The sequence below is a fragment of the Ruegeria sp. Ofav3-42 genome (genome assembly GCF_022347725.1).
GTDB lineage: Bacteria > Pseudomonadota > Alphaproteobacteria > Rhodobacterales > Rhodobacteraceae > Ruegeria.
This window is the reverse complement of the sequence record NZ_JAKRGB010000017.1, coordinates 1-19090: the sequence shown is the minus strand read 5'-3', so window position 1 is coordinate 19090 and position 19090 is coordinate 1. Positions and strand designations below refer to the sequence as shown.

14 protein-coding genes and 8 pseudogenes are annotated in these 19090 nt (G+C 56.1%); 8 read left to right on the top strand and 14 right to left on the bottom strand.

Features of this window, described 5'->3' with window-relative positions; all coding sequences use genetic code 11:
- Window positions 1–36 precede the first annotated feature (36 nt).
- A complete protein-coding gene (locus tag MHN28_RS20145; RefSeq protein WP_239344450.1) occupies window positions 37–219 on the top strand; it encodes a hypothetical protein in 183 nt (60 codons plus the stop codon).
- Here MHN28_RS20145 and MHN28_RS25115 read toward each other — a convergent pair.
- Together MHN28_RS25115 and MHN28_RS20140 are read right to left on the bottom strand one after the other, a co-directional pair.
- Window positions 198–266 (bottom strand): annotated as a pseudogene (locus MHN28_RS25115) (hypothetical protein); the annotation flags it as partial. The gene MHN28_RS20145 and the pseudogene MHN28_RS25115 overlap by 22 nt on opposite strands.
- Window positions 267–1614: 1348 nt before the next feature.
- Window positions 1615–2490 (bottom strand): LysR substrate-binding domain-containing protein, encoded by an 876-nt coding sequence (locus tag MHN28_RS20140; RefSeq protein ID WP_239344363.1) that lies wholly within the window; start codon window positions 2488–2490, stop codon window positions 1615–1617.
- 137 nt (window positions 2491–2627) lie between these two features.
- Between MHN28_RS20140 and MHN28_RS20135 the strand changes: the two genes are divergently transcribed.
- Together MHN28_RS20135 and MHN28_RS20130 are read left to right on the top strand one after the other, a co-directional pair.
- Window positions 2628–3377: an SDR family oxidoreductase gene (locus MHN28_RS20135; RefSeq protein WP_239344362.1), complete on the top strand. Its 750-nt coding sequence runs from the start codon at window positions 2628–2630 to the stop codon at window positions 3375–3377.
- A 17-nt stretch (window positions 3378–3394) separates the two neighbouring features.
- A complete protein-coding gene (locus MHN28_RS20130) occupies window positions 3395–3784 on the top strand; it encodes an ectoine synthase (protein ID WP_239344361.1) in 390 nt (129 codons plus the stop codon).
- A gap of 101 nt (window positions 3785–3885) precedes the next feature.
- Here the strand turns inward: MHN28_RS20130 and MHN28_RS20125 are convergent.
- Window positions 3886–4586: pseudogene (locus MHN28_RS20125) on the bottom strand (IS6 family transposase).
- A gap of 66 nt (window positions 4587–4652) precedes the next feature.
- On the opposite strand from MHN28_RS20125, the gene MHN28_RS25110 reads away from it, so the two are divergent.
- Window positions 4653–5156: a DDE-type integrase/transposase/recombinase gene (locus tag MHN28_RS25110; RefSeq protein WP_370645772.1), complete on the top strand. Its 504-nt coding sequence runs from the start codon at window positions 4653–4655 to the stop codon at window positions 5154–5156.
- A 224-nt stretch (window positions 5157–5380) separates the two neighbouring features.
- Here MHN28_RS25110 and MHN28_RS20120 read toward each other — a convergent pair.
- The 6 genes and pseudogenes from MHN28_RS20120 to MHN28_RS20095 all read right to left on the bottom strand — a co-directional run bounded on the left by MHN28_RS20120 (window position 5381) and on the right by MHN28_RS20095 (window position 13087).
- Window positions 5381–6763 (bottom strand): annotated as a pseudogene (locus MHN28_RS20120) (IS1182 family transposase).
- Window positions 6764–7085: 322 nt separating this feature from the next.
- The gene (lpdA, locus tag MHN28_RS20115) at window positions 7086–8447 is read right to left on the bottom strand and encodes a dihydrolipoyl dehydrogenase (RefSeq protein ID WP_239344360.1); all 1362 of its coding nucleotides are present in this window, start codon (window positions 8445–8447) and stop codon (window positions 7086–7088) included.
- Complete coding sequence (locus MHN28_RS20110; protein WP_239344359.1) at window positions 8448–9704, bottom strand: dihydrolipoamide acetyltransferase family protein; 1257 nt, start codon at window positions 9702–9704, stop codon at window positions 8448–8450.
- Window positions 9705–9707: 3 nt separating this feature from the next.
- Entirely contained in the window at window positions 9708–10721 is a 1014-nt protein-coding gene (locus MHN28_RS20105; RefSeq protein WP_239344358.1) for an alpha-ketoacid dehydrogenase subunit beta, read from the bottom strand.
- A 3-nt stretch (window positions 10722–10724) separates the two neighbouring features.
- A complete protein-coding gene (locus MHN28_RS20100; protein WP_239344357.1) occupies window positions 10725–11960 on the bottom strand; it encodes a 3-methyl-2-oxobutanoate dehydrogenase (2-methylpropanoyl-transferring) subunit alpha in 1236 nt (411 codons plus the stop codon).
- Window positions 11957–13087: a Glu/Leu/Phe/Val dehydrogenase dimerization domain-containing protein gene (locus MHN28_RS20095; protein ID WP_239344356.1), complete on the bottom strand. Its 1131-nt coding sequence runs from the start codon at window positions 13085–13087 to the stop codon at window positions 11957–11959. Before MHN28_RS20095 ends, MHN28_RS20100 begins: the two co-directional genes overlap by 4 nt.
- A gap of 96 nt (window positions 13088–13183) precedes the next feature.
- Between MHN28_RS20095 and MHN28_RS20090 the strand changes: the two genes are divergently transcribed.
- Window positions 13184–13651: an Lrp/AsnC family transcriptional regulator gene (locus tag MHN28_RS20090; protein ID WP_370645771.1), complete on the top strand. Its 468-nt coding sequence runs from the start codon at window positions 13184–13186 to the stop codon at window positions 13649–13651.
- Here MHN28_RS20090 and MHN28_RS20085 read toward each other — a convergent pair.
- Window positions 13643–14007, bottom strand: a pseudogene (locus MHN28_RS20085) (pyruvate carboxylase); the annotation flags it as partial. The gene MHN28_RS20090 and the pseudogene MHN28_RS20085 overlap by 9 nt on opposite strands.
- Window positions 14008–14028: 21 nt before the next feature.
- Here MHN28_RS20085 and MHN28_RS20080 point away from each other — a divergent pair.
- Window positions 14029–14391, top strand: a pseudogene (locus MHN28_RS20080) (LysR substrate-binding domain-containing protein); the annotation flags it as partial.
- Window positions 14392–14403: 12 nt separating this feature from the next.
- Here the strand turns inward: MHN28_RS20080 and MHN28_RS20075 are convergent.
- From MHN28_RS20075 to MHN28_RS20060, 4 genes and pseudogenes are all read right to left on the bottom strand, one after another.
- Window positions 14404–14577: pseudogene (locus MHN28_RS20075) on the bottom strand (cupin domain-containing protein); the annotation flags it as partial.
- 48 nt (window positions 14578–14625) lie between these two features.
- A pseudogene (locus tag MHN28_RS20070) lies at window positions 14626–15307 on the bottom strand (IS6 family transposase).
- Window positions 15308–15547: 240 nt separating this feature from the next.
- Window positions 15548–16309 carry a GntR family transcriptional regulator gene (locus MHN28_RS20065; RefSeq protein WP_239344352.1) on the bottom strand — a complete coding sequence of 254 codons (762 nt, stop codon included), beginning with the start codon at window positions 16307–16309 and terminating at the stop codon, window positions 15548–15550.
- Between the two features lie 10 nt (window positions 16310–16319).
- Window positions 16320–17849 carry a tripartite tricarboxylate transporter permease gene (locus tag MHN28_RS20060; RefSeq protein ID WP_239344351.1) on the bottom strand — a complete coding sequence of 510 codons (1530 nt, stop codon included), beginning with the start codon at window positions 17847–17849 and terminating at the stop codon, window positions 16320–16322.
- A 110-nt stretch (window positions 17850–17959) separates the two neighbouring features.
- Here MHN28_RS20060 and MHN28_RS20055 point away from each other — a divergent pair, with 110 nt between their 5' ends.
- The gene (locus MHN28_RS20055; protein WP_239344350.1) at window positions 17960–18634 is read left to right on the top strand and encodes a potassium channel family protein; all 675 of its coding nucleotides are present in this window, start codon (window positions 17960–17962) and stop codon (window positions 18632–18634) included.
- Window positions 18635–18873: 239 nt separating this feature from the next.
- Window positions 18874–19090 (top strand): annotated as a pseudogene (locus tag MHN28_RS20050) (IS110 family transposase); the annotation flags it as partial.

Genomic DNA, 19090 nt, shown 5'->3' with positions numbered 1-19090 from the left:
GGGTTTCTGGCACATCGTAGCCACCAAGGAGTGGAGATGAGACAGAAACCGGGAACCAAGCGGAGCCACGGCGAGAAGGTAGTAAAAGACATCCGCCGCGCCACGCGCAAGCAGTATTCAGCAGAAGAGAAGATCAGGATCGTGCTGGACGTCCAGACTTCACGGGCGAGTGCCTGCAGCACCACAGTGAAGTTGTTCGAGATCACCGCCGCCGCGTGATAGAGGCTCTTGCAGCCAGACTTGATCGGGAAGCATTTCGCACCCATTTTCTCGATCAACGGCCGGACAAATTCAACAACATCTTGATCACCTTCAAGGCCACATTGAGCCCTTTTTGAACTGCTTTTGTGCGGGCACAGGGTCAGCGAAGGACAGAACCGGATGGAAGCTTGCAAGCCGCCAGTCCAGCTCCCGAAGCGGCGCCATCTGTTCCGCCGGGAAGAATCCACTGCAGTGAACCGCAACCGGTGCCTGTCAGGGTGGTTCACGACCGCTGAACGTTTCAGCGAGCCTTGAGGCAACAACAGAAATCTGAGTATCCGGAACCGCCAGGATCCACAGATCGGCGGATCGCAGTTCCGCATAGTGTTCAACAGCCCGCCCCGCTGCAGCTGCTTGGGTAATGTTTCGGGCAGACTGACCCTTCGCGCCCTACACATCTTGAACCGAGCATTCTGGGATGCCACTCAACAGGCTGATCAGCGTTTTGCCGACCCGCCCGGGGCCGACGACATTTACCTTGGTTTGAGACATGCCCACTGCCCCCAAGTCGTTCTTTGGATGCACCCCCAACGCTACACCAAACTCCGATATAGAAACATCTGCACTGCGTTCTCGACAGCCTTACTATGCGGCTTATACTATAGGCCGGCTTTAACCCTCTTTAGTTAAGACCCAGCGTTCGAGACCTCGAAGTGGGTTTTCGCCACACGTAACAAGTGCTCAAAATCACCCGAGACGGCTTCCTCCAGGAAAGTCTGAATTCTGGATTGCTCGGCTCCGGCTCTTTCGGCTGCGGTCTGGCAGCGTGCCAGCACTTCAAAGGTGTTGACGTTTGTTCTGGGCAGGTCGATGGTTGCAAGTTTATTTCATGTCAAATTCTCATGTAGAATACTGAGTAACCATCGCAGGCCAAAATTAATCTTACGTATAAGAAGTGCGGATTTTGGCCTCGTCCAACGAACTCTCCAGATATAATTAAAGTCGCGACTACAGGCTCAATAGCAAATGATCCCGATCCAAAACGGCCGCACGTTCAGTAAGCAGCAGATAATCGTATTGAACCCGCAATAGACCAAGCGATTTTTTCTGCGCTCGCTCGCTGCTGAAAAACAGCCGGGGCCGCATCATTCTCAGCGTCGCTGCGCGGCGTGAAAGACTGCCCTTCATGCATGCCGCAGCATTGACGTCAGGGCGACAATACCCGTCGGCAAGCGGCCCATTCCAGACCTTCGCAACTATGGGCGCCGCCGCGCTGCAGTTTCACCAGGCTGGACTTTCGCTGCATTGCCGACCTCTTACCCAGATCGAACTTACGTTCTGCTCAATCAAGCTGCCGTGCACAGATTGGATTTCCATGTCGGCAATCGGCCTGGCACCATCAACATTGCGCAATTAGATCGACCGCAGCCATTTCTTGAATATCCTGATCGTGACCCGGTCCTGTTCGCCGGGACGGCACACAAAATACAGGCCTCGATCCAGAGCAACGCTGTTGTTGTCCAGGCGCACTAGCCGCCCAAGCTCCAAATCCCGGGCCGCCAACAGATGCCGGGTCAGCGCCACACCCTGACGGTCCAGAGCGGCTTCTATCAACACTGCGCTATCGACGTACTTAGTTTGCTGTGACTGTATTTGATCAGCAATCAGCCCAACCTGTTCAGCCCAAATGTCCCAGCCAACATTGAAAGCGTCGTGTAGCAGAGGCAGCCTGGCAATCGCCTCGGGCCGCATTGGCAGCGGAGTATCACCGACAAACGCAGGTGCGGCTACAACAATCAGTTCCTCCTGTGCGATTTGCTCATGATACAGACCCTCCCATCCTGGCTCGCCAAAGCGCAAGGCCACATCAACTTCGGAGGCATCGAAATCCGCGTATGCATCATTGGTATCCAGAAGCAGGGCGATGCCGGGATGAGCCTGGTGAAATGAAGGCAGATGCGGCACCAGCCATTTGAGCGCCAGAGACGTCGACAGCGAAACCGTGATCGACTGCCGGTGATGCAGCCGCTTAACGTCCAGCACACCCAGTTGCAGCGCCGAAAACGCCTGCCGCGTGGACTGATGCAACCGTTCGCCGGCCCTTGTCATCTCAACCCCGTTTGGGCGGCGATGGAACAGGGTCACGCCAAGATATAATTCCAGTTGTTTGATCTGGCGGCTCACCGCTCCGTGTGTGACGTTCAGCACTTCTGCGGCCTTACTCAGGCTGGAATGGGTCGCTGTTTCGTCAAAGGCTTGCAGTGCTCGAAGGTGTCTGAGGTTTTCCATGATGTGAGAAAATTTAACATCATGTTCCGTTTATCTCGATAGGTTTCTAAACGGCAAAGGGGCTATCGTTGCCAAGCACGTTAAGGCAACGGCGAAATGCTCACACCCTGTGGGCGGGATCACCGAAGGAGGCCAATATGTCCGAAGTAAAAGTCGCATTGATGACCGGCACTGGTCAGGGGATCGGCCGGGGTTGCGCCATTGAAATGGCCAAGGCGGGTTACAAGGTGTCGCTGATGTCGCCCTCCAACCGGTCTGTTGAATTGGCCGAAGAATTGGGCGGCACCGGCAGACGTGGATCGGTTCTGGATGTCGGCGACCTCCAGTCCATGATTGATGACACCATGAGCAAATATGGCCGGATCGATGCCATTGTAAGCAATATGGGCCACGGTGGAAATGTGCCGGAGGAGATCAAGACAGTTGGATTTGATCCGGATTTCGATGGCCCCTTGCTCGAACTGAGCGACGATCTGTGGCACGAAAGCCTGGACATGTATGTTCTGAACGTCGTCAAGATTGCCCGCATCGTCACCCCGATCCTGATCGAACAGGGAGGAGGCGCCTTTGTGAACATCTCGTCGATGAACACTATCGAACCGCGCGCACCTTATCCGATGAGCATGCTGCGCGGCGCGCTACACAGCTTTTCCAAGCTTTATGGCGATCGCTATGCCCGCCACAACATCCGGATGAACAACCTGTTGCCCGGCTTTTGCGAGAACGTGAACCTGTCAGAATTTGCCCGAAGGTCCATCCCTGCCCAACGACCGGCAACATTCGAGGAAATCGGGCAGGCCTGTGTGTTTTTGGCCTCCGACGCCGCTCGTTATATCAATGGGCAGAGCATCCTGTCCGATGGCGGGATGAACCGCGCCGTTCGCTGAAACAGGGAGATCGCAAGATGATTGTCACGGCCTTGAAGGATATTATCGGAACCGAACGAGACGTTTCTGGACCTGGCTGGCAAAGCCGGCGGCTGTTGCTCGCATCCGACAGGATGGGGTTTTCGATGACGGATACGATCATCCGGCTAGGTATGACCCTGGAGTTGGAATACAAGCACCACCTGGAGGCCTGTTATTGCATTGAAGGTTCTGGAGAAATAAAGAAAGCAGGGAGCAACGAATGGCACCCTTTGGAGCCTTTTTCTCTGTACGCACTTAATCAGAACGATCGCCACGAAGTGAGAGCCATAGATAACGACATGCGCCTTATCTGCGTATTCAATCCAGCGTTGTCAGGACAAGAGCAACATCGCCCTGATGGTAGCTATGCGCCTCCTGATCCTTAAACAAGTTTGCATGATAGCAGTGCCCACGTAGCTGTCATTAGGCGATCATGCGGTATTGTCACGTTAACTCCGTTTGACCAAAGAATGCTGCTGTTCGGATTTCAAGCCATTTGAGTGGCGGCATTCCAGACGTCAAATGCCTCGAGACGGTGATACCGGATTGTTGAGGCGGTGCGGCGGTGAGTTGGGGCGCTGACGCAATTGCGGACAGCTGAGTGGGTGGTCACAAACCGCTGTAATTCGCCCGGAGACCGATATCCCTGCATCGCTCTTTACGCTTGCGGAACGGCAAGTGACTATTCTCGGCACGGTTGTTGAGACCCTTGTGCGACCAATGTTCCAGCCTCGGTGCAATCTCTCGTGTGGCGGCACCATAGAAACGAAGCTTGTCCGTGATGATCCGCTTTGGAATGAACCCAAGACGCTTCATCAGGCGGCGCAACAACCGCTTAGCAGCCCGTTTGTCCCGTTTCGGCTGGAGGATTTCGTCCAGTACGACGCCATGTTGATCGACCGCGCGCCAAAGCCAATACTTGCGGCCCGAGATCTTCACGACTACCTCATCCAGATGCCAGACGTCATCTGGACGCCCCTGTTGGCGTCGCAGGAACCGAGCGATCTGCGGTCCAAATTTGATGGCCCAACGCCGGATCGTCTCGTAGGAAACATCGATCCCACGCTGCAGCAGCATTTCTTCAACTTCACGCAGGCTCAAATTGAAGCGAACATAGAGCCACACTGCATGAGCAATGATCTGAGAAGGAAATCGGTGACGCTTGTAGCTGATCGACGATGAATTCATCGATGTCACCTACGTCCAATTACCGGCATCAGCAACCGAACGACTGTTAACGTGACAACACCAAACATGCACTCATTGAAATGTTGCCACTTTCGCAGGAACGCAGTTTTGCAAGTTGTGTTCTTTTTTCAACGCACTGTATCCTACAGCGATTCAGAGGCGATCATGACCAAACGCAGTGCGCGTGTTGACTACGATACCTTGAACAGGTGGATGTTGAAGTTTCCGCCTATGGTTGCAGCGCGTGCGCAACCGAGGAAGCGACCAAAGCTGAGATCCTGGCGTATGGACGAAACCTGTTTAAGTGTCTGCGGTAGGTGGGCGTTTCCCCACCGAGCCGCGGGCAAGGTGGGAAACACCCCTGATTTCATGTTGCATGGCCGCAGGAAAGGTCCAGCAGCCCACAAGTTTTTCACCGAGGCGCCGTCCAAGAATGGAACTCCAGAAAATATCTTGATCGACAAGAATGGAGCCAGCGCGTCAGGTGTTCAGGAGGTAAACAAGAACCTGAGATGGTTTGGCTGCCCGGCCAGCTTACAAACGATCAGTTCAAGTTTCCGAATGAAGTGATCAAGCAGGACCACCTATTTATTTAGCGGCGCATCCGGCATATGTGCGGTTTCGATTCTTTCGGATTCGTGGCCGCGGCGGTGGATGGTGTTGACGTTGCCGGCTAGTCCGAAAGAGGCAATTTTCTGGCGTAACGACTTCCGGGTTTCAGATGCGTCTGTTAAAAACAACGTGTTGCTGTCGTAAGAAGTGATGATCTGAACCCGGCACAAGCGCTTATGCGATCAGGCTTTGCGCCTTTGCTGCGATGCGGGAAAGATCTTCGCCAAATTGCGGCGGTTTTGCGCTGTGGTTGCGAGGCGGCATTCGTCATTTGCTCCACACGGACCACGTAACCGGAGCCGTCCGAGGGCAAGAATGCGTTTGAGGCGGGCGAAGAGAATCTCGACTTTTTTCTGAGCTTCTTTGAGATGTCGTACTGGCGGGTCTTGGTAATGTCTCGGGCGACCTGACCGGGCATCTTCGTGCTTTTCACGGGTAATCTTGCGTGCGGCGGTGTCAGGGCAGCACTTGGCTTTCGATGGACAGGCTTGGCGGACGTCTTTCAAGGCGCAGTAACGGGCCGCCCCTTTGCCAGTTGGCCCTCTGTTCGGGCCGGAGTAGTTAAGGCGGAATTGCTTCAACGCATGGCCTTCGGGGAAGATGTACAGATCGTTCTCGGCGTCCCGCTCGAAGTCAGAACGGGACCATGTGCCATCGGATCGACCTGCTTTGTCGAAGACGGGGTTGTGTGGCGCGATCTGTCGTTCGACCAACCAACCCAATCGCGGACCAGTGCCGTAGGTGGTGTTCGCGATCAGCTGTTCTGGATACAGATCGAACGTCGCCTTCACACGATCCAACATAGCCTTGGTCGATCCGATCTCAGCTTGTCGGGTTGACCGGGTGGCTTCCAAGTCGGCGATGATGCCATGGCCCGCGTCGATCAGGTAGTTGTCCGAATGGCTAATGAATGCCGGGCCTGTGCGTGCTGCGGCCCATAGGCCGGCTGGGTCGGAATGAGATGCGAACTTGGGCTGCACCTCACTCGCAGCTTCGAACGCCGCATCATCCCGCGTGTCGAGATACTCACGCACGGTGCGGGGCGCATCTGCCGGATCGATGCTCGTCTCGTCGCAATCTTCCTTCTGTGGTGAATTCTGTTTATTGGTATCCGCCTTGATCAGGCTGGCATCGGTTGCCATGCGCTGACGCTCACCAGACCTTCCGCGATGCAGCGCACCACAGTTGTCTCGAACAAATGGCGTAGCAGTTCGCTCTCGCGGAACCGACCATGCCGGTTCTTGGAAAACGTTGAGAGATCTGGCACGCGGTCGTTCAGATCGAGACGACAGAACCGGCGATAAATGAGGTTCAGATGCAACTCTTCGCAGAGACGGCGCTCCGATCGGATACCAATACAGTATCCAATCAAGAGCATCCTGATCAGCAATTCCGGATCAACCGATGGACGTGCTGTGTGGCTTAGAAGCCTGCGAGATGGGTGCGGGTACTTTTCAGATCAACAACCGGCCAATTGACCGAAGGAGGTGATCTTGGGGAACATGTTTCTCAAGCGAGAACTCGTAGAACAACGTCGCCTGCGCTTCCTGCTTCGGTCCCATCACTGCTAATCCCCCCGCTCGTCAAGGGAAATGAATCCGCGACTTGCCTCACGATCAATCTGATCTTTCGACCACGTCGCCACAAATTCTCCCCCCGCACACTATCGCCAGCCCAGATCGGATGCCTTAAGTCTTTGGGCAGATTACACCGCAGAAACGAGCGTCTGCCTGGGGGAAGTCGCCGCCTTTCATGAAGATCATCCAAAACCCGCTTGAAGTTTTTGTGAAACAAACATCGAAACCTGCGCGCTGGTCAATCTCAGTCCGAATTGCGGCACGACCCTTGCCCGGCCGAAGCCGGGCTGGCAGAGGTTCAGTCCGAACTTCAGATATGCAGAGCCTTACCCAAAGCCTTCAGGCAGGCTTCCTGCAGGCCCTCGGACTGGGTCGGATGGGCGTGGATGGTTGCGCCGATGTCTTCAACGCAAGCGCCCATTTCGATGGCGATCGAGAAGGCTGCCGAGAGTTCTGACATCTGGGCGCCAACAGCCTGAATGCCCACGACAGCATGGTCGCTTTCGCGCCAGACTACGCGGACAAATCCGTCTTCGCGTTCGCATGTCATGGCCCGACCATTGGCCGCCAACGGAAAATCGGTGGCCTTTGTGCCGTCAACCTCGCCGGGCAGAGCGCCACAGGTGACGATCTCGGGGTCCGTGAAACAGACTGCCGGGATCGCGCGTTTGTCCCACTCGACGGTGTGACCCGCGATATGTTCGGCTACCATTTCGCCCTGCGCCATGGCGCGATGGGCGAGCATGGGTTCGCCCGTGACGTCCCCGATTGCATAGATACCCCGCATCGAACTCTGACAGGTCTCGTCGATCCGAATGAACGGCCCATCCATGGTTAACGACAGCTCCTCAACGCCGATGCCGTGGGTGCGCGGGCGGCGGCCGATAGTCACCAGTACTTTTTCGGCCGAAACGTCGCCCTGATCGGTGGCCAAGACACCATCGGAAAAGCCTTGCGCCTTGGTGCCAGTCATAACTGTGACATCCAGAGCCGCCAGACGTTTTGCCACCGGTGCGGTCAGCGCTGTGTCATAGGTGGGCAGGATACGGGCTTCGGCCTCGACCACGGTGACCTTGGTGCCCAGTTTGGCGAAGGCTGTGCCCAATTCCAGCCCGATGTATCCGCCGCCGACAACGGCAAGGCTTTTTGGTGCGTCACCCAACGCCAGCGCCTCGGTCGAAGACAGGATATCACCGCCAAATGGCAAGAAGGGCAGTTCAACCGGGGCTGATCCCGAGGCGATGACGATGTATTCAGCACTGATTTCGCGGCTTTCACCATCGGAATCGCTGACCAACACGGTCTTGCCATCCAGAAACCGTGCGCAGCCTGAAACAAACCTGACGCCTGCTTTTTTCATCAGACCTGAGACACCTGAATTCAGCCGTCTGACAATACCGTCTTTCCAGGCAACGGTCTTGGCGAGGTCGATTTCAGGTCTGGCTGCGGTGATGCCCAGCGGGCCGTCATTCACTGCCGTGATCCGGTGAAACTCGTCGGCGGCATGGATCAGCGCCTTGGAGGGGATACAGCCGACATTCAGGCAAGTGCCGCCGGGCTTGGCCTCGTCGACCACGATCGTGTCGATGCCCAACTGGCCCGCGCGAATGGCGCAGACATAACCGCCGGGACCAGCGCCGATGATCAGCAACTTACATTTCAAGTCCGACATTCAGCCCTCCACAAACAACATGGCTGGGGTTTCCAGCAGGGATTTTAGTTTCTGCACGAAGACCGCCGCATCCCAGCCGTCGACAACCCGATGATCGAAGCTGCAAGAGATGTTCATCATCTTGCGCGGCTGGAACTGCTGGCCGTCCCAAACCGGGCGGATCTGCATTTTGTTGACGCCGACGATGGCCACCTCGGGGTGGTTGATGATCGGTGTGGTGGCCAATGCGCCCAAAGGCCCAAGCGAGGTAATGGTGATGGTGCCACCCTGCAGTTCCTCGCGCTTGATTGTGCCCTCGCGGGCGGCTTCGGCCAGTCGGGTCAACTCAGCGGCATTATCCCACAGGCTGCCCGCTTCGGCGTGGCGGATCACCGGTACGTTCAGCCCATTTGGCGTCTGGGCAGCGATGCCCACATGCACGCCACCATGGCGATGGATGACGCCAGCCTCATCATCGAAACGCGCGTTCAGTCCGGGCTGTTCGCGTACCGCTTCCACAATCGCGCGCATCAGGAACGGCAGCATCGTCAGCTTTGGCCTGTCGCCCTTGTGCTTGTTGTTCAGCGCTACCCGCAGCGAGTCGAGAGACTCGATTTCGACCTCTTCAACGATGGTGATATGCGGGATTTGGCGTTTCGAAAGCTGCATCTTTTCGGCAATCTTGCGACGCATGCCGATGACGCGCACCTCTTCAATGCCGGTATTGGCACCTCGGGTGATCTGACCTTGCTGAATACCGCCCGAGGCAATCCACTGATCCAGATCGCTGTGGCTGATCCGCGAGGCCGGACCAGACCCCGGCACCTGGCGCAAGTCAATCCCTTCTTCACGGGCACGGGCACGTACCGAAGGTGAGGCCAGCGGCTTGGTGCCTTGCGCGCGCGCTATGGCAGGCGCGGCCCGCTCAGGTGCGGTTACGGGTTCCGGCTTGGGTTCGATCTTCGACTCTGGCTCTGGTTCCGGCTCAACTTCGGTCACCTCGGCCACGGGAGGAACGTCGCCTTCGTTGCCTTCACCGTCGACCTCAATACGGATCAGAGTGGCACCGACGGCCATCAACTCGCCGATCTCCCCACCCAATTCCAAAACCTTGCCTGCGACGGACGATGGCACTTCGACCGCAGCCTTGTCGGTCATCACTACTGCCAGAATATCGTCTTCCCGGACGATATCACCGGGCTTGACCAGCCATTCGGTCAATTCGGCCTCGGCGATACCTTCGCCAATGTCCGGAAGGCGGATGGTATGTACGCCCATGGCTCAGTCCTCCATGACGGTGTTGAGGGCTTCACCCACCCGCGCGGGGCCCGGGAAATACTGCCATTCCTGAGCATGCGGATAAGGTGTGTCCCAACCGGTGACCCGGATAATGGGCGCTTCGAGGTGATAGAAGCATTCCTCCTGCACAAGGCTCAGCAACTCGGCGCCAAAGCCACAGGTGCGCGTGGCTTCGTGCACGATCACGCAGCGGCCGGTTTTCTTGACCGAAGTGGTGATCGCGTCCAGATCCAATGGCATGAGTGTCCGAAGGTCGATCACCTCGGCGTCAATGCCGGTTTCTTTCGCTGCGGCCTCGGCCACGTAAACCATGGTTCCGTAGGTCAAGACGGTCACATCCGCCCCCTCGCGGGTGACCTTGGCCTTTCCCAGAGGCACGATCTCATCGCCTTTGGGCACGTCGCCCTGTGCGTGTTTTTTCCAGGTTGTCAGTGGCTTGTCGTGGTGCCCGTCAAACGGCCCGTTATAAAGCCGCTTCGGTTCCAGGAAAATCACCGGATCAGGGTCGGCAATCGAGGCAAGCAACAGCCCCTTGGCGTCCGCAGGGTTGGACGGCATCACCACCTTGAGGCCAGACACATGGGTGAACAGCGCCTCTGGGCTTTGACTATGGGTCTGGCCGCCGAAAATACCGCCGCCGGTTGGCATGCGGATGACAAGAGGGCAGGTGAAATCGGCGTTCGAGCGGTGGCGCAAACGCGCGGCCTCGCTCACGATCTGGTCATAGGCGGGATACACATAATCGGCGAACTGAATCTCGATCACCGGCTTCAGGCCATAGGCGGCCATGCCAATTGCAGTGCCGACGATCCCGCTTTCATTGATTGGCGCATCAAAGCAGCGGCTCTTGCCGTACTTCTCCTGCAAACCGGCGGTGCAGCGGAAGACGCCGCCGAAAAAGCCTACATCTTCGCCGAACACAACCACACGGTCGTCGGCCGCCATTGCCACGTCGTGGGCATCGCGAATGGCTTCGATCATAGTCATTTGGGCCATCTCTCAATACCCCGCTTGCTGGCGCTGCCGGATCAGATGCGGCGGCATCTTTTCATAGACACCTTCGAACATGTCGCGCGGCGATGGGGCTTTGCCGTCGCCCAGTGTCCCAACGCTCTCGGCTTGTTTTTGTGTCGCAATGACCTCATCCATGATTTCGGCTTCGGCCTGAGTATGGCGTTCGTCGGACCATTCGCCGATCGTGATCAGATGTTGTTTCAAACGTTCTATCGGATCACCCAGCGGCCAGGCGCTGGCTTCCTCACCCGAGCGATAGGCCGAGGGATCGTCCGACGACGAATGCCCGCCAGCGCGGTAAGTCACATACTCAATCAAAGTCGGGCCAAGGCCGAGACGCGCGCGTTCTGCGGCCCATTTGGCGACTGCATGAACGGCCAGGTAGTCGTTGCCATCGACACGAAGCGAGGGAATGCCGAACCCATGACCACGCGCGGCAAATGTGCCAACGCCGCCTCGGGCGATGCCCTGGAAGGTCGAGATAGCCCATTGATTGTTGACGATGTTCAGAACCACCGGCGCCTTGTAGGTAGAGGCAAACACCATCGCCGCGTGAAAATCGCTTTCTGCAGTGGAACCGTCGCCGATCCAGCCAGCGGCAATCTTGGTATCCCCTGATATGGCCGAGGCCATGGCCCAACCCACCGACTGCACGAATTGCGTCCCCAGATTGCCTGAGATCGAAAAGAACCCGTGTTCTTTCGAGGTATACATGATTGGCAACTGTCGCCCGTGTAGCGGGTCATCGGCGTTGGAGTAGATCTGGTTCATCATCGTCAGCATCGGATAGTCCACCGCAACCAGCAGGCCGGCCTGACGATATGTCGGAAAGTTCATGTCACCGGGTCGCAACGCACGAGCGAAGGCGCAACTGATCGCCTCTTCGCCCAGATGCTGCATATAGAAACTTGTCTTGCCTTGGCGCTGCGCCATCAGCATGCGTTTGTCAAAGGCGCGCAGAGTCATCATGTGACGCAAACCGGTGCGCAGCTCATCAGGCGTCAATGCACCTGCCCAGTCGCCGATGGCCTGTCCCTCTTTGTTCAAAACCCGAACAATCGAAAAAGCCATGTCACGAATGTCATCCGCGGCCACGTCGACCGGCGGCCGGGGAACTTCGCCAGCGCGGGGGATTTCGAAATCCGAGAAATCCGGCGTATCGCCGGGGCGGCAGCCCGGTTCAGGTACATTCAGCGACAGCGGTTTGATTGAATCGCTCATGCCGCACCCTCCTGTCGGTCGTCACGGGTGCGATCCAGAATGTCCTCGACAATCTGATCCGCGACCTTTGTGGTCGACTGGCCGGTGCGTTTCGAGGTTTCGAGGATCTCGGCAATACGCGTCGCGATATCCTTGAGCCTGGACTGGCGGTATGTTTCACCTGCCTTATGGATTTCACCTGCCACGCTGATGATGCCGCCTGCATTAACAACGTAATCCGGCAGGTAGCGAATTCCGCGCGCGCGAAGGGTCTCGGCAACGTCGTCTTCAGCCAATTGGTTGTTGGCTGCGCCACAGACCAACCGCGCTGACAGTTTCTGCGCGCTCTCATGGGTCAGAATACCGCCCAGAGCACAGGGCGCGAAAATGTCCATCTGCGCGTCAAAGACCTGATCGACGGGGCAGATATCGGCACGCAACTGATCACGGGCCAAATCCAGCGCGGCCTGATTGATGTCCGACACGATCAGCGACGCGCCCGCAGCATGCAGTTTTTCCGCCAGGCTCATGCCCACATGGCCCAGACCCTGAACCAGCACGCGACGCCCGGTCAGGTCGTCGCTACCGAACACGTCGCTTGCGCCGACCTTCAGGCATTGGAAAACCCCTTCCGCGGTAAAGGGTGACGGGTCACCGCTGCCATGCTCACCACCTTCAAGGCCGACGGCGAATTCCGTTTCTTCAGCCACAATCCGTATGTCTTTGGGCGAGAACCCTACATCTTCGGCCGTGTAATACTGTCCCTCCAGCGCGTTGACTGCGCGGCCAAAGGCGCGCAGCATTGCCGGGGTTTTGTCTTTGCGAGCATCGCCGATGATTACCGATTTGCCGCCGCCCAACCCGAGCCCGGCCATGACATTCTTGGCCGTCATCCCGCGTGCCAACCGCACCACGTCCTCGCGGGCAGCATCCCGGCTGTCGTAAGCCCACATTCGGCAGCCACCGGCCGCCGGGCCACAAACTGTCGAATGAAGACAGATGTAAGCCTGTAAACCGTTACTGGTATCCTCGGCAAAGATCAGACGTTCATATCCGGGCGGCGGAGTTTCTTCTGTGAGGATCAGGGGCATGGTTTCACCATTTGTTTGCATGGCAGGGGTGTAGTCATTTCGATCCGTCAGGATCATCACTTCCAGATTAAGGGCCTACGCCGGGTTGAAAAACCGCTTTTACAAGGTATTCTGAACCAATCTGAGCGATTTCCACTATTATCTGAGGTAATCATAGTGCCTTTCACTACTGATCAAGTAGATCGAGAGATTATTCGCGCGTTACAAGAGGACGGACGCATGTCGTTGGTCCAGCTTTCGGAGCGCATCGGCCTGTCCGCCACACCTTGCAAACGCCGATTGGCGCGCCTTGAGGAATCCGGGCTAATTTCGGGCTACAGCGCCCGTATCGACCGTAAAACAGCGGGCTTTCCGATCACGGCTTTCGTCTCGGTCGAACTCGAGCGACAGGACGCCGAAAAAGTGGCCGACTTCCAGCGTCAGGTCGCGCTGTTTGACGAGGTAGTGACCGGAACGTTGATGACAGGCGCCCAGGATTTCTTGTTGGAAGTTGCGGTTGAAAGCCTCGAGGAGTTTGAGACGTTCCTGCAGACAAAACTAATGCGGCTGCCGGGTTTACGTGTTGTGCGCTCGCGGTTCGCCCTACGCCGTTTCATCAGCCGGGCGCGCATCCCTTATTGAAACTCTGAGCCAGTCAAAAGACCCGACGGTGTTTTCGACGGTGCCTGCGCATTCATAGTTCACATGGGCGCAGATTTTGCGGCCGAGTTCACAAATCTCCGCACGCTGTTCATCCCTCAGATACGGCGCAGGGGCGCGTTCGACGACCTTCTGTTTCCGGCGTTGGACCGAGCAGTGGCGTTCGTAGAGGTGGTAGATCTCACCATGCTTGTCGCCCAGAATCTGCACCTCAACGTGGCGGGCGCGGGTGATCATCTTTTTCAGATACCCCTCGCCATTGCCAAAGGCGGCCTCGCGGCGGCTTTCCAGAACCATTTCTTCCAGTTCGCCCTCGGACAGGTCGGGCGCATACCGCGAAACTTCTTGAACAGGCGGGTCGCTTGCGCAGCCCCGGCGACCCAAAAAAACTACCCCTGCTTCATCACGGCGACACCCGCGACTGGGCGCTCAGGCTAGAGGCGGCGACCCGAAAGACCATTGAGGTGGAACGCGGCACGACCTTTTCCGACATGACCCATGTTATTTCCGCCTGCATTGCAGGAAGCGGAGCCGCGATCAGTGGTTCCCTGCTGGCGAAACAGGCGTTGGAGGAAGGCAAACTGATCCGCCTGTTCGAAACCGAGGTGCTTGCCCGACAATCCTATTATGTCGTGGCGGAAAAAGAACGGCTGGAGAGCGGCATAGTCCGAATTGCCGTGGAATGGTTGATGCGCGAATTTGCGCCGCTGGACTATGGTTGACACTCAGACTGGTCAAAATGTCGGCGGGGTACAGGCGCTGACAATCACGCAAGACTTTGGCCCAATCTGACGAAACCGGTGTGGACGGCGGCTGTCGAACAGATAGGCATCACCGGGCCCCAGAATTTTCCGTTCTTCTCCGACGCTGATCTCAATCCCGCCCGAAATGACCACGCCGCCTGGTTGTGTTGCAAAATTTTGGAACGACCAGATCCAGCGGATTGCTAGACGCAGTTATCCCGCGATCTCAGCAAACATCCGAAAGCCGAAAGTCGCATCACTGGCGAACTGCTTCTTCCGGATCATGTTCGCTACCTCAATGCTATCCAGTGTGGCTGAAGCTGATCTGAACGACTTAAACCCACATATGTGCCGTACGCGTCGTTTGATGCATCTGTGATCCTGTTCGAGCATGTTGTCCAAGTATTTGGACCTGATCGTCTGTACCTTGGCTGGGCACCCGAACCGCTTCAGGATTCTGTTCACGGCTCGAATGCCAGCTGCATTGGCGCCACTCTTGTCTGTGACGATTTTGTTTGGGATCCCGATTGACGACAGTGCTTTGCAAAGAACCTGGTGGCTGCTGGACGATTTCGTCGCTCAGACAGCATGAAGTCCAGGGTGTTTCCCGCTTTGTCGACCGCTCGATAGAGATACATCCACTTGCCACGTACAAGGAGATAGGTTTCGTCCATACGCAGGAATTCTGAGTTGGACGCTTCATTGATTGCGCACGAACAGCGACTATCGGCGAATAATTCACAACCCACCTATTTGATGTGGCGTGGTCAACTCGCACACCGCGTTCAGCCATGATCTCTTCCTAATCACGATAGGACACTGTGTATTGCAGGTAGAAGTACACAGCGTACAAAACGGCATCCTTGGGAAAATGGCAGCCTTTCAAGGAAATCATGCTGAAACCTGCTGGAGAACAATACGCGGACAACAAACGTCGGAATTTGCATGTTATTCAATCCAAACTCAAAGTTTGCGACACAACCGTTTTTTGCGCGTTAAGAGAGTAGCGGACTAGTGATGCGGGCAAAATAGGGGCTCTGTTGCAAACTTTTGGCGGTCAACGGGGCGTAGCTGTTACCAGTCTGCCTTACGATGCATCCTTCATTCCGCCCGAATGGGGCGCAACATCAAACCCTTAGAATTCCAAGTCGCAGCTGCTCATATCAACCAGAAATTCCTGATAATACATGGGAACACCATCAGGGGTCTCTGCCCAACTTGATACCTTGAAGTAGTATCCGGAGAGAGCCAGACCATATTCTTCAGCGGCCTTTTGAGGTACAAACTCCGATTTCAACCGGTTTTGCAGAACCGTGTGGGGGGCTTCGAACTTTTTCCTGAGCATGACGCGGATGTTCACGAAATCCAGGTCCGTAGGGTTCATGTCTTCAAATTCGGTGCAACGCTGCTTGTCTACGTACATTTCTGCGTAAACCGGGATGTTTCCGTTCATGACAAGCCATCTCTGGATCGCAAGAATGCCGGCCTCTGAACCAAGAAAGGAGGTCCAGGGACCTTGGTCCGAAACCGAGACGACACGGGTCCGTGAATCCGTTACCCGAACCGGCAGCCCCGTCTCACGTGATCTGAGACGGAAATGCCGCGCCCGGCTGTCGAACTCTTTCTTACTGTTGACGACAGTACCGTCACCGCGCCGACGCGAAACAAAGCCCAGATCCCGAAGTTGCGACAACGCGGCCTGAACCGTGCCAAGGCTGAACCCCGACTTTTCGGCCATTTCCCTTTCTGACGGCAATCTGTCGCCTGCGCTGAGAACACCTTCGCTGGTCAGATTGGCAATACTCATCCGCAATGCAGACCGTTTGGTTATTCCCCTTTCGGCCTGCAGTCTGGCCAACCTTGGCTTTAGCTCATTGAAAAAGGTGTCGGAATCCATGGTATGGGGTTCAGTCCGCTGATTTGGCGCTTCGATACTTTGCGAGTCTATGTCTCCACAACGGGCCAAGAATGACAAGGATCGAAAGAACCACGAACACGATGGCGATCGGACTTTCCCAGATCACGTTCAGGTTTCCTTTGTACAGCAAGACCGACTGACGCATGGCGGTCTCGAACAGGTCGCCCAGGATGAAGCCGATGACCATGCACACGACCGAAAACCCGGTACGGTTCATGATGAGCCCGACGACCGAAAACGCCAGCATCGTGCCAACATCGAAAAGGGATTGCCCGGGCAGATACGCCCCGGTGACGCAGAGAAAGACCACAGCAGGCAGGATGTAGCGACGCCTGACCCGAGCAACCGAGGCCCAGATCGGAATGCCCACTCGGCCAATGATCAGGTGCAGGACATTTGCCATGAGCATTGAGGCAAAGAGCGCATAGATCAAATCGCCGTGCATCGTCATCATGAACGGGCCCGGCGTGACACCGTGAATGATCAATGCAGACAGCAGCAGCGCGGCCGCGACGTTTCCTGGAATACCAAGCGCGAGGGCAGGCACAAGATTGGCACCGACCACCGCGCTGTTGGCTGCCTCGGTGGCGATGATGCCCTCGGGGTTGCCCTTGCCAAAGCTGTCCGGATCCTTTGACGCCCGACGCGATGCACCGTAGCTGAGGAATGCGGCCAAGGTCACGCCGAGGCCAGGTAGCATCCCGATACCGGATCCGATCATTGTCGATCGGAGGATCGTTTTCCAGTGCGAGAAAAATTCGGTTACCGGAAGGGATCGAATTTTCGAAGTCGGAACCGTTCTGGTTCTGTCGCCATCGACGGTGTTTGTTTTTCTGGCGGTCAAAATCTGATCCGCAACCGAGGCCAGGGCCAAACTGCCGATCGCAACCGCCGAGAGGGACAACCCGTCGTAGAGATAAATGCTGCCGAACGTCATCCGGGGCGAGCTGTCGATAGGATCAAGCCCGATCGATGCCAAAAAAATACCCAGGAAGATGGCGATCAAACCCTTTTGGGGTGAGTTGCTCGAAATACCTGCCAACAACGTAAAGGCAAACAGCAATATCGAGGCGAGTTCCAGCGGCCCGAACTGTAATGCGATAGCGGCGAAGGGAACAACCAGAACAATCAAGAGGATGTCGGACAGCATGTCACCCGTCACCGATGAGTACAGCGCGAACTTCATCGCCCGTTCCGGCTCACCCCTTTTCGCCATCGGATATCCATCCAGCGCCGATGCCGCTGATTCAGGTGTTCCGGGACTGTTGAGAAGAATGGCGGGAATGGCGCCGCCTGACGTACCGCCTTTGTTGATGTCGACCAGAAATCCGATCGCGGCCAGTGGGGACATGTAAAAGGTAAGCGGAATAAGGACCGCCATGGCGGTCACACTGCCCAGACCCGGAATGACGCCGATGACGATCCCAAGAGTCAAACCTGCTCCGACAAAGAGCAGGTTGTAGACCGTCAGGGCCGCTTGGAAACCGGCGATACCCTGAACGCTGTGGCGATGGCTCATGCCGAGGCAATCAAGCTGTTGTCTGACGACATCGCAAGGGCAATCGCAAGACGCTGACATTGCAACACACTTGTTGCTATGGACAAAACCAAGGCTCGGCTGGGAAGGCAATGATCGGTTTTTTGAACAAGTTTCGGCTGGAGCTGTACTTTGCTTCACAACTGTTGATCCTGTTCGGATCGATGGTTTCGGGCGAGTTATTCTTTGAAAAATGGATGGGCGACGCGCTGTTCCTCATCAACATCGCAATGGGTATTTCATTGTTGAAAGAACGCTCTTTTCTCTTGCGCATAATTTTGGTTTTGCTGGCGGCTTCGGTGGGTATCGATCTGTTCGATTATTGGATGGGTATCAGTGTTTGGAGCAGTACAGCCGTCAACCAGTTTCAGATCTTGTTGTTTCTCGCTATCTACGGAATCGTCGCGATGCGAATTGCCGAGATCGAATGGCGCGCGACGGTTATAAACCAGTCTGTCATCATCGGTTTGGTCGCCGGCTATTTGTCCTTGGGATTCGTGTCTTTTTTTCTATTCCTGACAATCGAGTATTTCGCCCCAGGGTCGCTGCATGGCATTGACGTTAACCACGGTTTGGAGGCAGAGACTCAATCCATTTTGTATTTTTCGTTCATCACGCTGATGACGATCGGATACGGCGATTTCATCCCGGTCACCCATGTGGCACAGAAAGCTTCGGTGCTGGTGGGGCTGATGGGGCAGTTTTACATGGTATTTCTGACCGCAATCGTTGTCGGGAAATACCTGCAGCAGCCAAAGGAACCCTAGTGAGTTTGGCAAGAGTTCGAGACACCCGTTTCAATGTCAGGAGGATGCTTTAGGCAAAGACTTTGCGATCCTCCAGCACCATATCGCTGCATTTTTCTCCGATCATGATGGCGAGTGCGTTGGTGTTGCCGCTGACGATGTCCGGCATGATTGAAGCGTCTGGGTTTTGATGGAATGGACATCTCCTGATCTCTCATCTGATAGGTTTTGGAGATGGAAGCCGTCAGGAGGTTAGCAAAATGGCGGATTTGGACCTTGTCGGCCTAAATCTGGCGAAGAATGTGTTCCATCGTCATGGGTGCAGCTCCACAAGCGAGGTGGTGCTTCGCAAACAACTCAGACGCAACAATCTTCTGTCGTTCGTTTCTGAACTGCCAGCGTGCACCATTGCGATGGAACCTTGTTCCGGGAGCCATTATTGGGGTCGAGAATTTGAAGCGCTCGGACACACGGTTC

What these genes read in the sequence shown, in the direction of transcription:
- MHN28_RS20145 (WP_239344450.1), top strand. Translation starts at nt 37, where the DNA reads ATGAGACAGAAACCGGGAACCAAGCGGAGCCACGGCGAGAAGGTAGTA.
- MHN28_RS20140 (WP_239344363.1), bottom strand. Translation starts at nt 2,490, where the DNA reads ATGGAAAACCTCAGACACCTTCGAGCACTGCAAGCCTTTGACGAAACA.
- MHN28_RS20135 (WP_239344362.1), top strand. Translation starts at nt 2,628, where the DNA reads ATGTCCGAAGTAAAAGTCGCATTGATGACCGGCACTGGTCAGGGGATC.
- MHN28_RS20130 (WP_239344361.1), top strand. Translation starts at nt 3,395, where the DNA reads ATGATTGTCACGGCCTTGAAGGATATTATCGGAACCGAACGAGACGTT.
- MHN28_RS25110 (WP_370645772.1), top strand. Translation starts at nt 4,653, where the DNA reads ATGCACTCATTGAAATGTTGCCACTTTCGCAGGAACGCAGTTTTGCAA.
- lpdA (WP_239344360.1), bottom strand. Translation starts at nt 8,447, where the DNA reads ATGTCGGACTTGAAATGTAAGTTGCTGATCATCGGCGCTGGTCCCGGC.
- MHN28_RS20110 (WP_239344359.1), bottom strand. Translation starts at nt 9,704, where the DNA reads ATGGGCGTACATACCATCCGCCTTCCGGACATTGGCGAAGGTATCGCC.
- MHN28_RS20105 (WP_239344358.1), bottom strand. Translation starts at nt 10,721, where the DNA reads ATGGCCCAAATGACTATGATCGAAGCCATTCGCGATGCCCACGACGTG.
- MHN28_RS20100 (WP_239344357.1), bottom strand. Translation starts at nt 11,960, where the DNA reads ATGAGCGATTCAATCAAACCGCTGTCGCTGAATGTACCTGAACCGGGC.
- MHN28_RS20095 (WP_239344356.1), bottom strand. Translation starts at nt 13,087, where the DNA reads ATGATCCTGACGGATCGAAATGACTACACCCCTGCCATGCAAACAAAT.
- MHN28_RS20065 (WP_239344352.1), bottom strand. Translation starts at nt 16,309, where the DNA reads ATGGATTCCGACACCTTTTTCAATGAGCTAAAGCCAAGGTTGGCCAGA.
- MHN28_RS20060 (WP_239344351.1), bottom strand. Translation starts at nt 17,849, where the DNA reads ATGAGCCATCGCCACAGCGTTCAGGGTATCGCCGGTTTCCAAGCGGCC.
- MHN28_RS20055 (WP_239344350.1), top strand. Translation starts at nt 17,960, where the DNA reads ATGATCGGTTTTTTGAACAAGTTTCGGCTGGAGCTGTACTTTGCTTCA.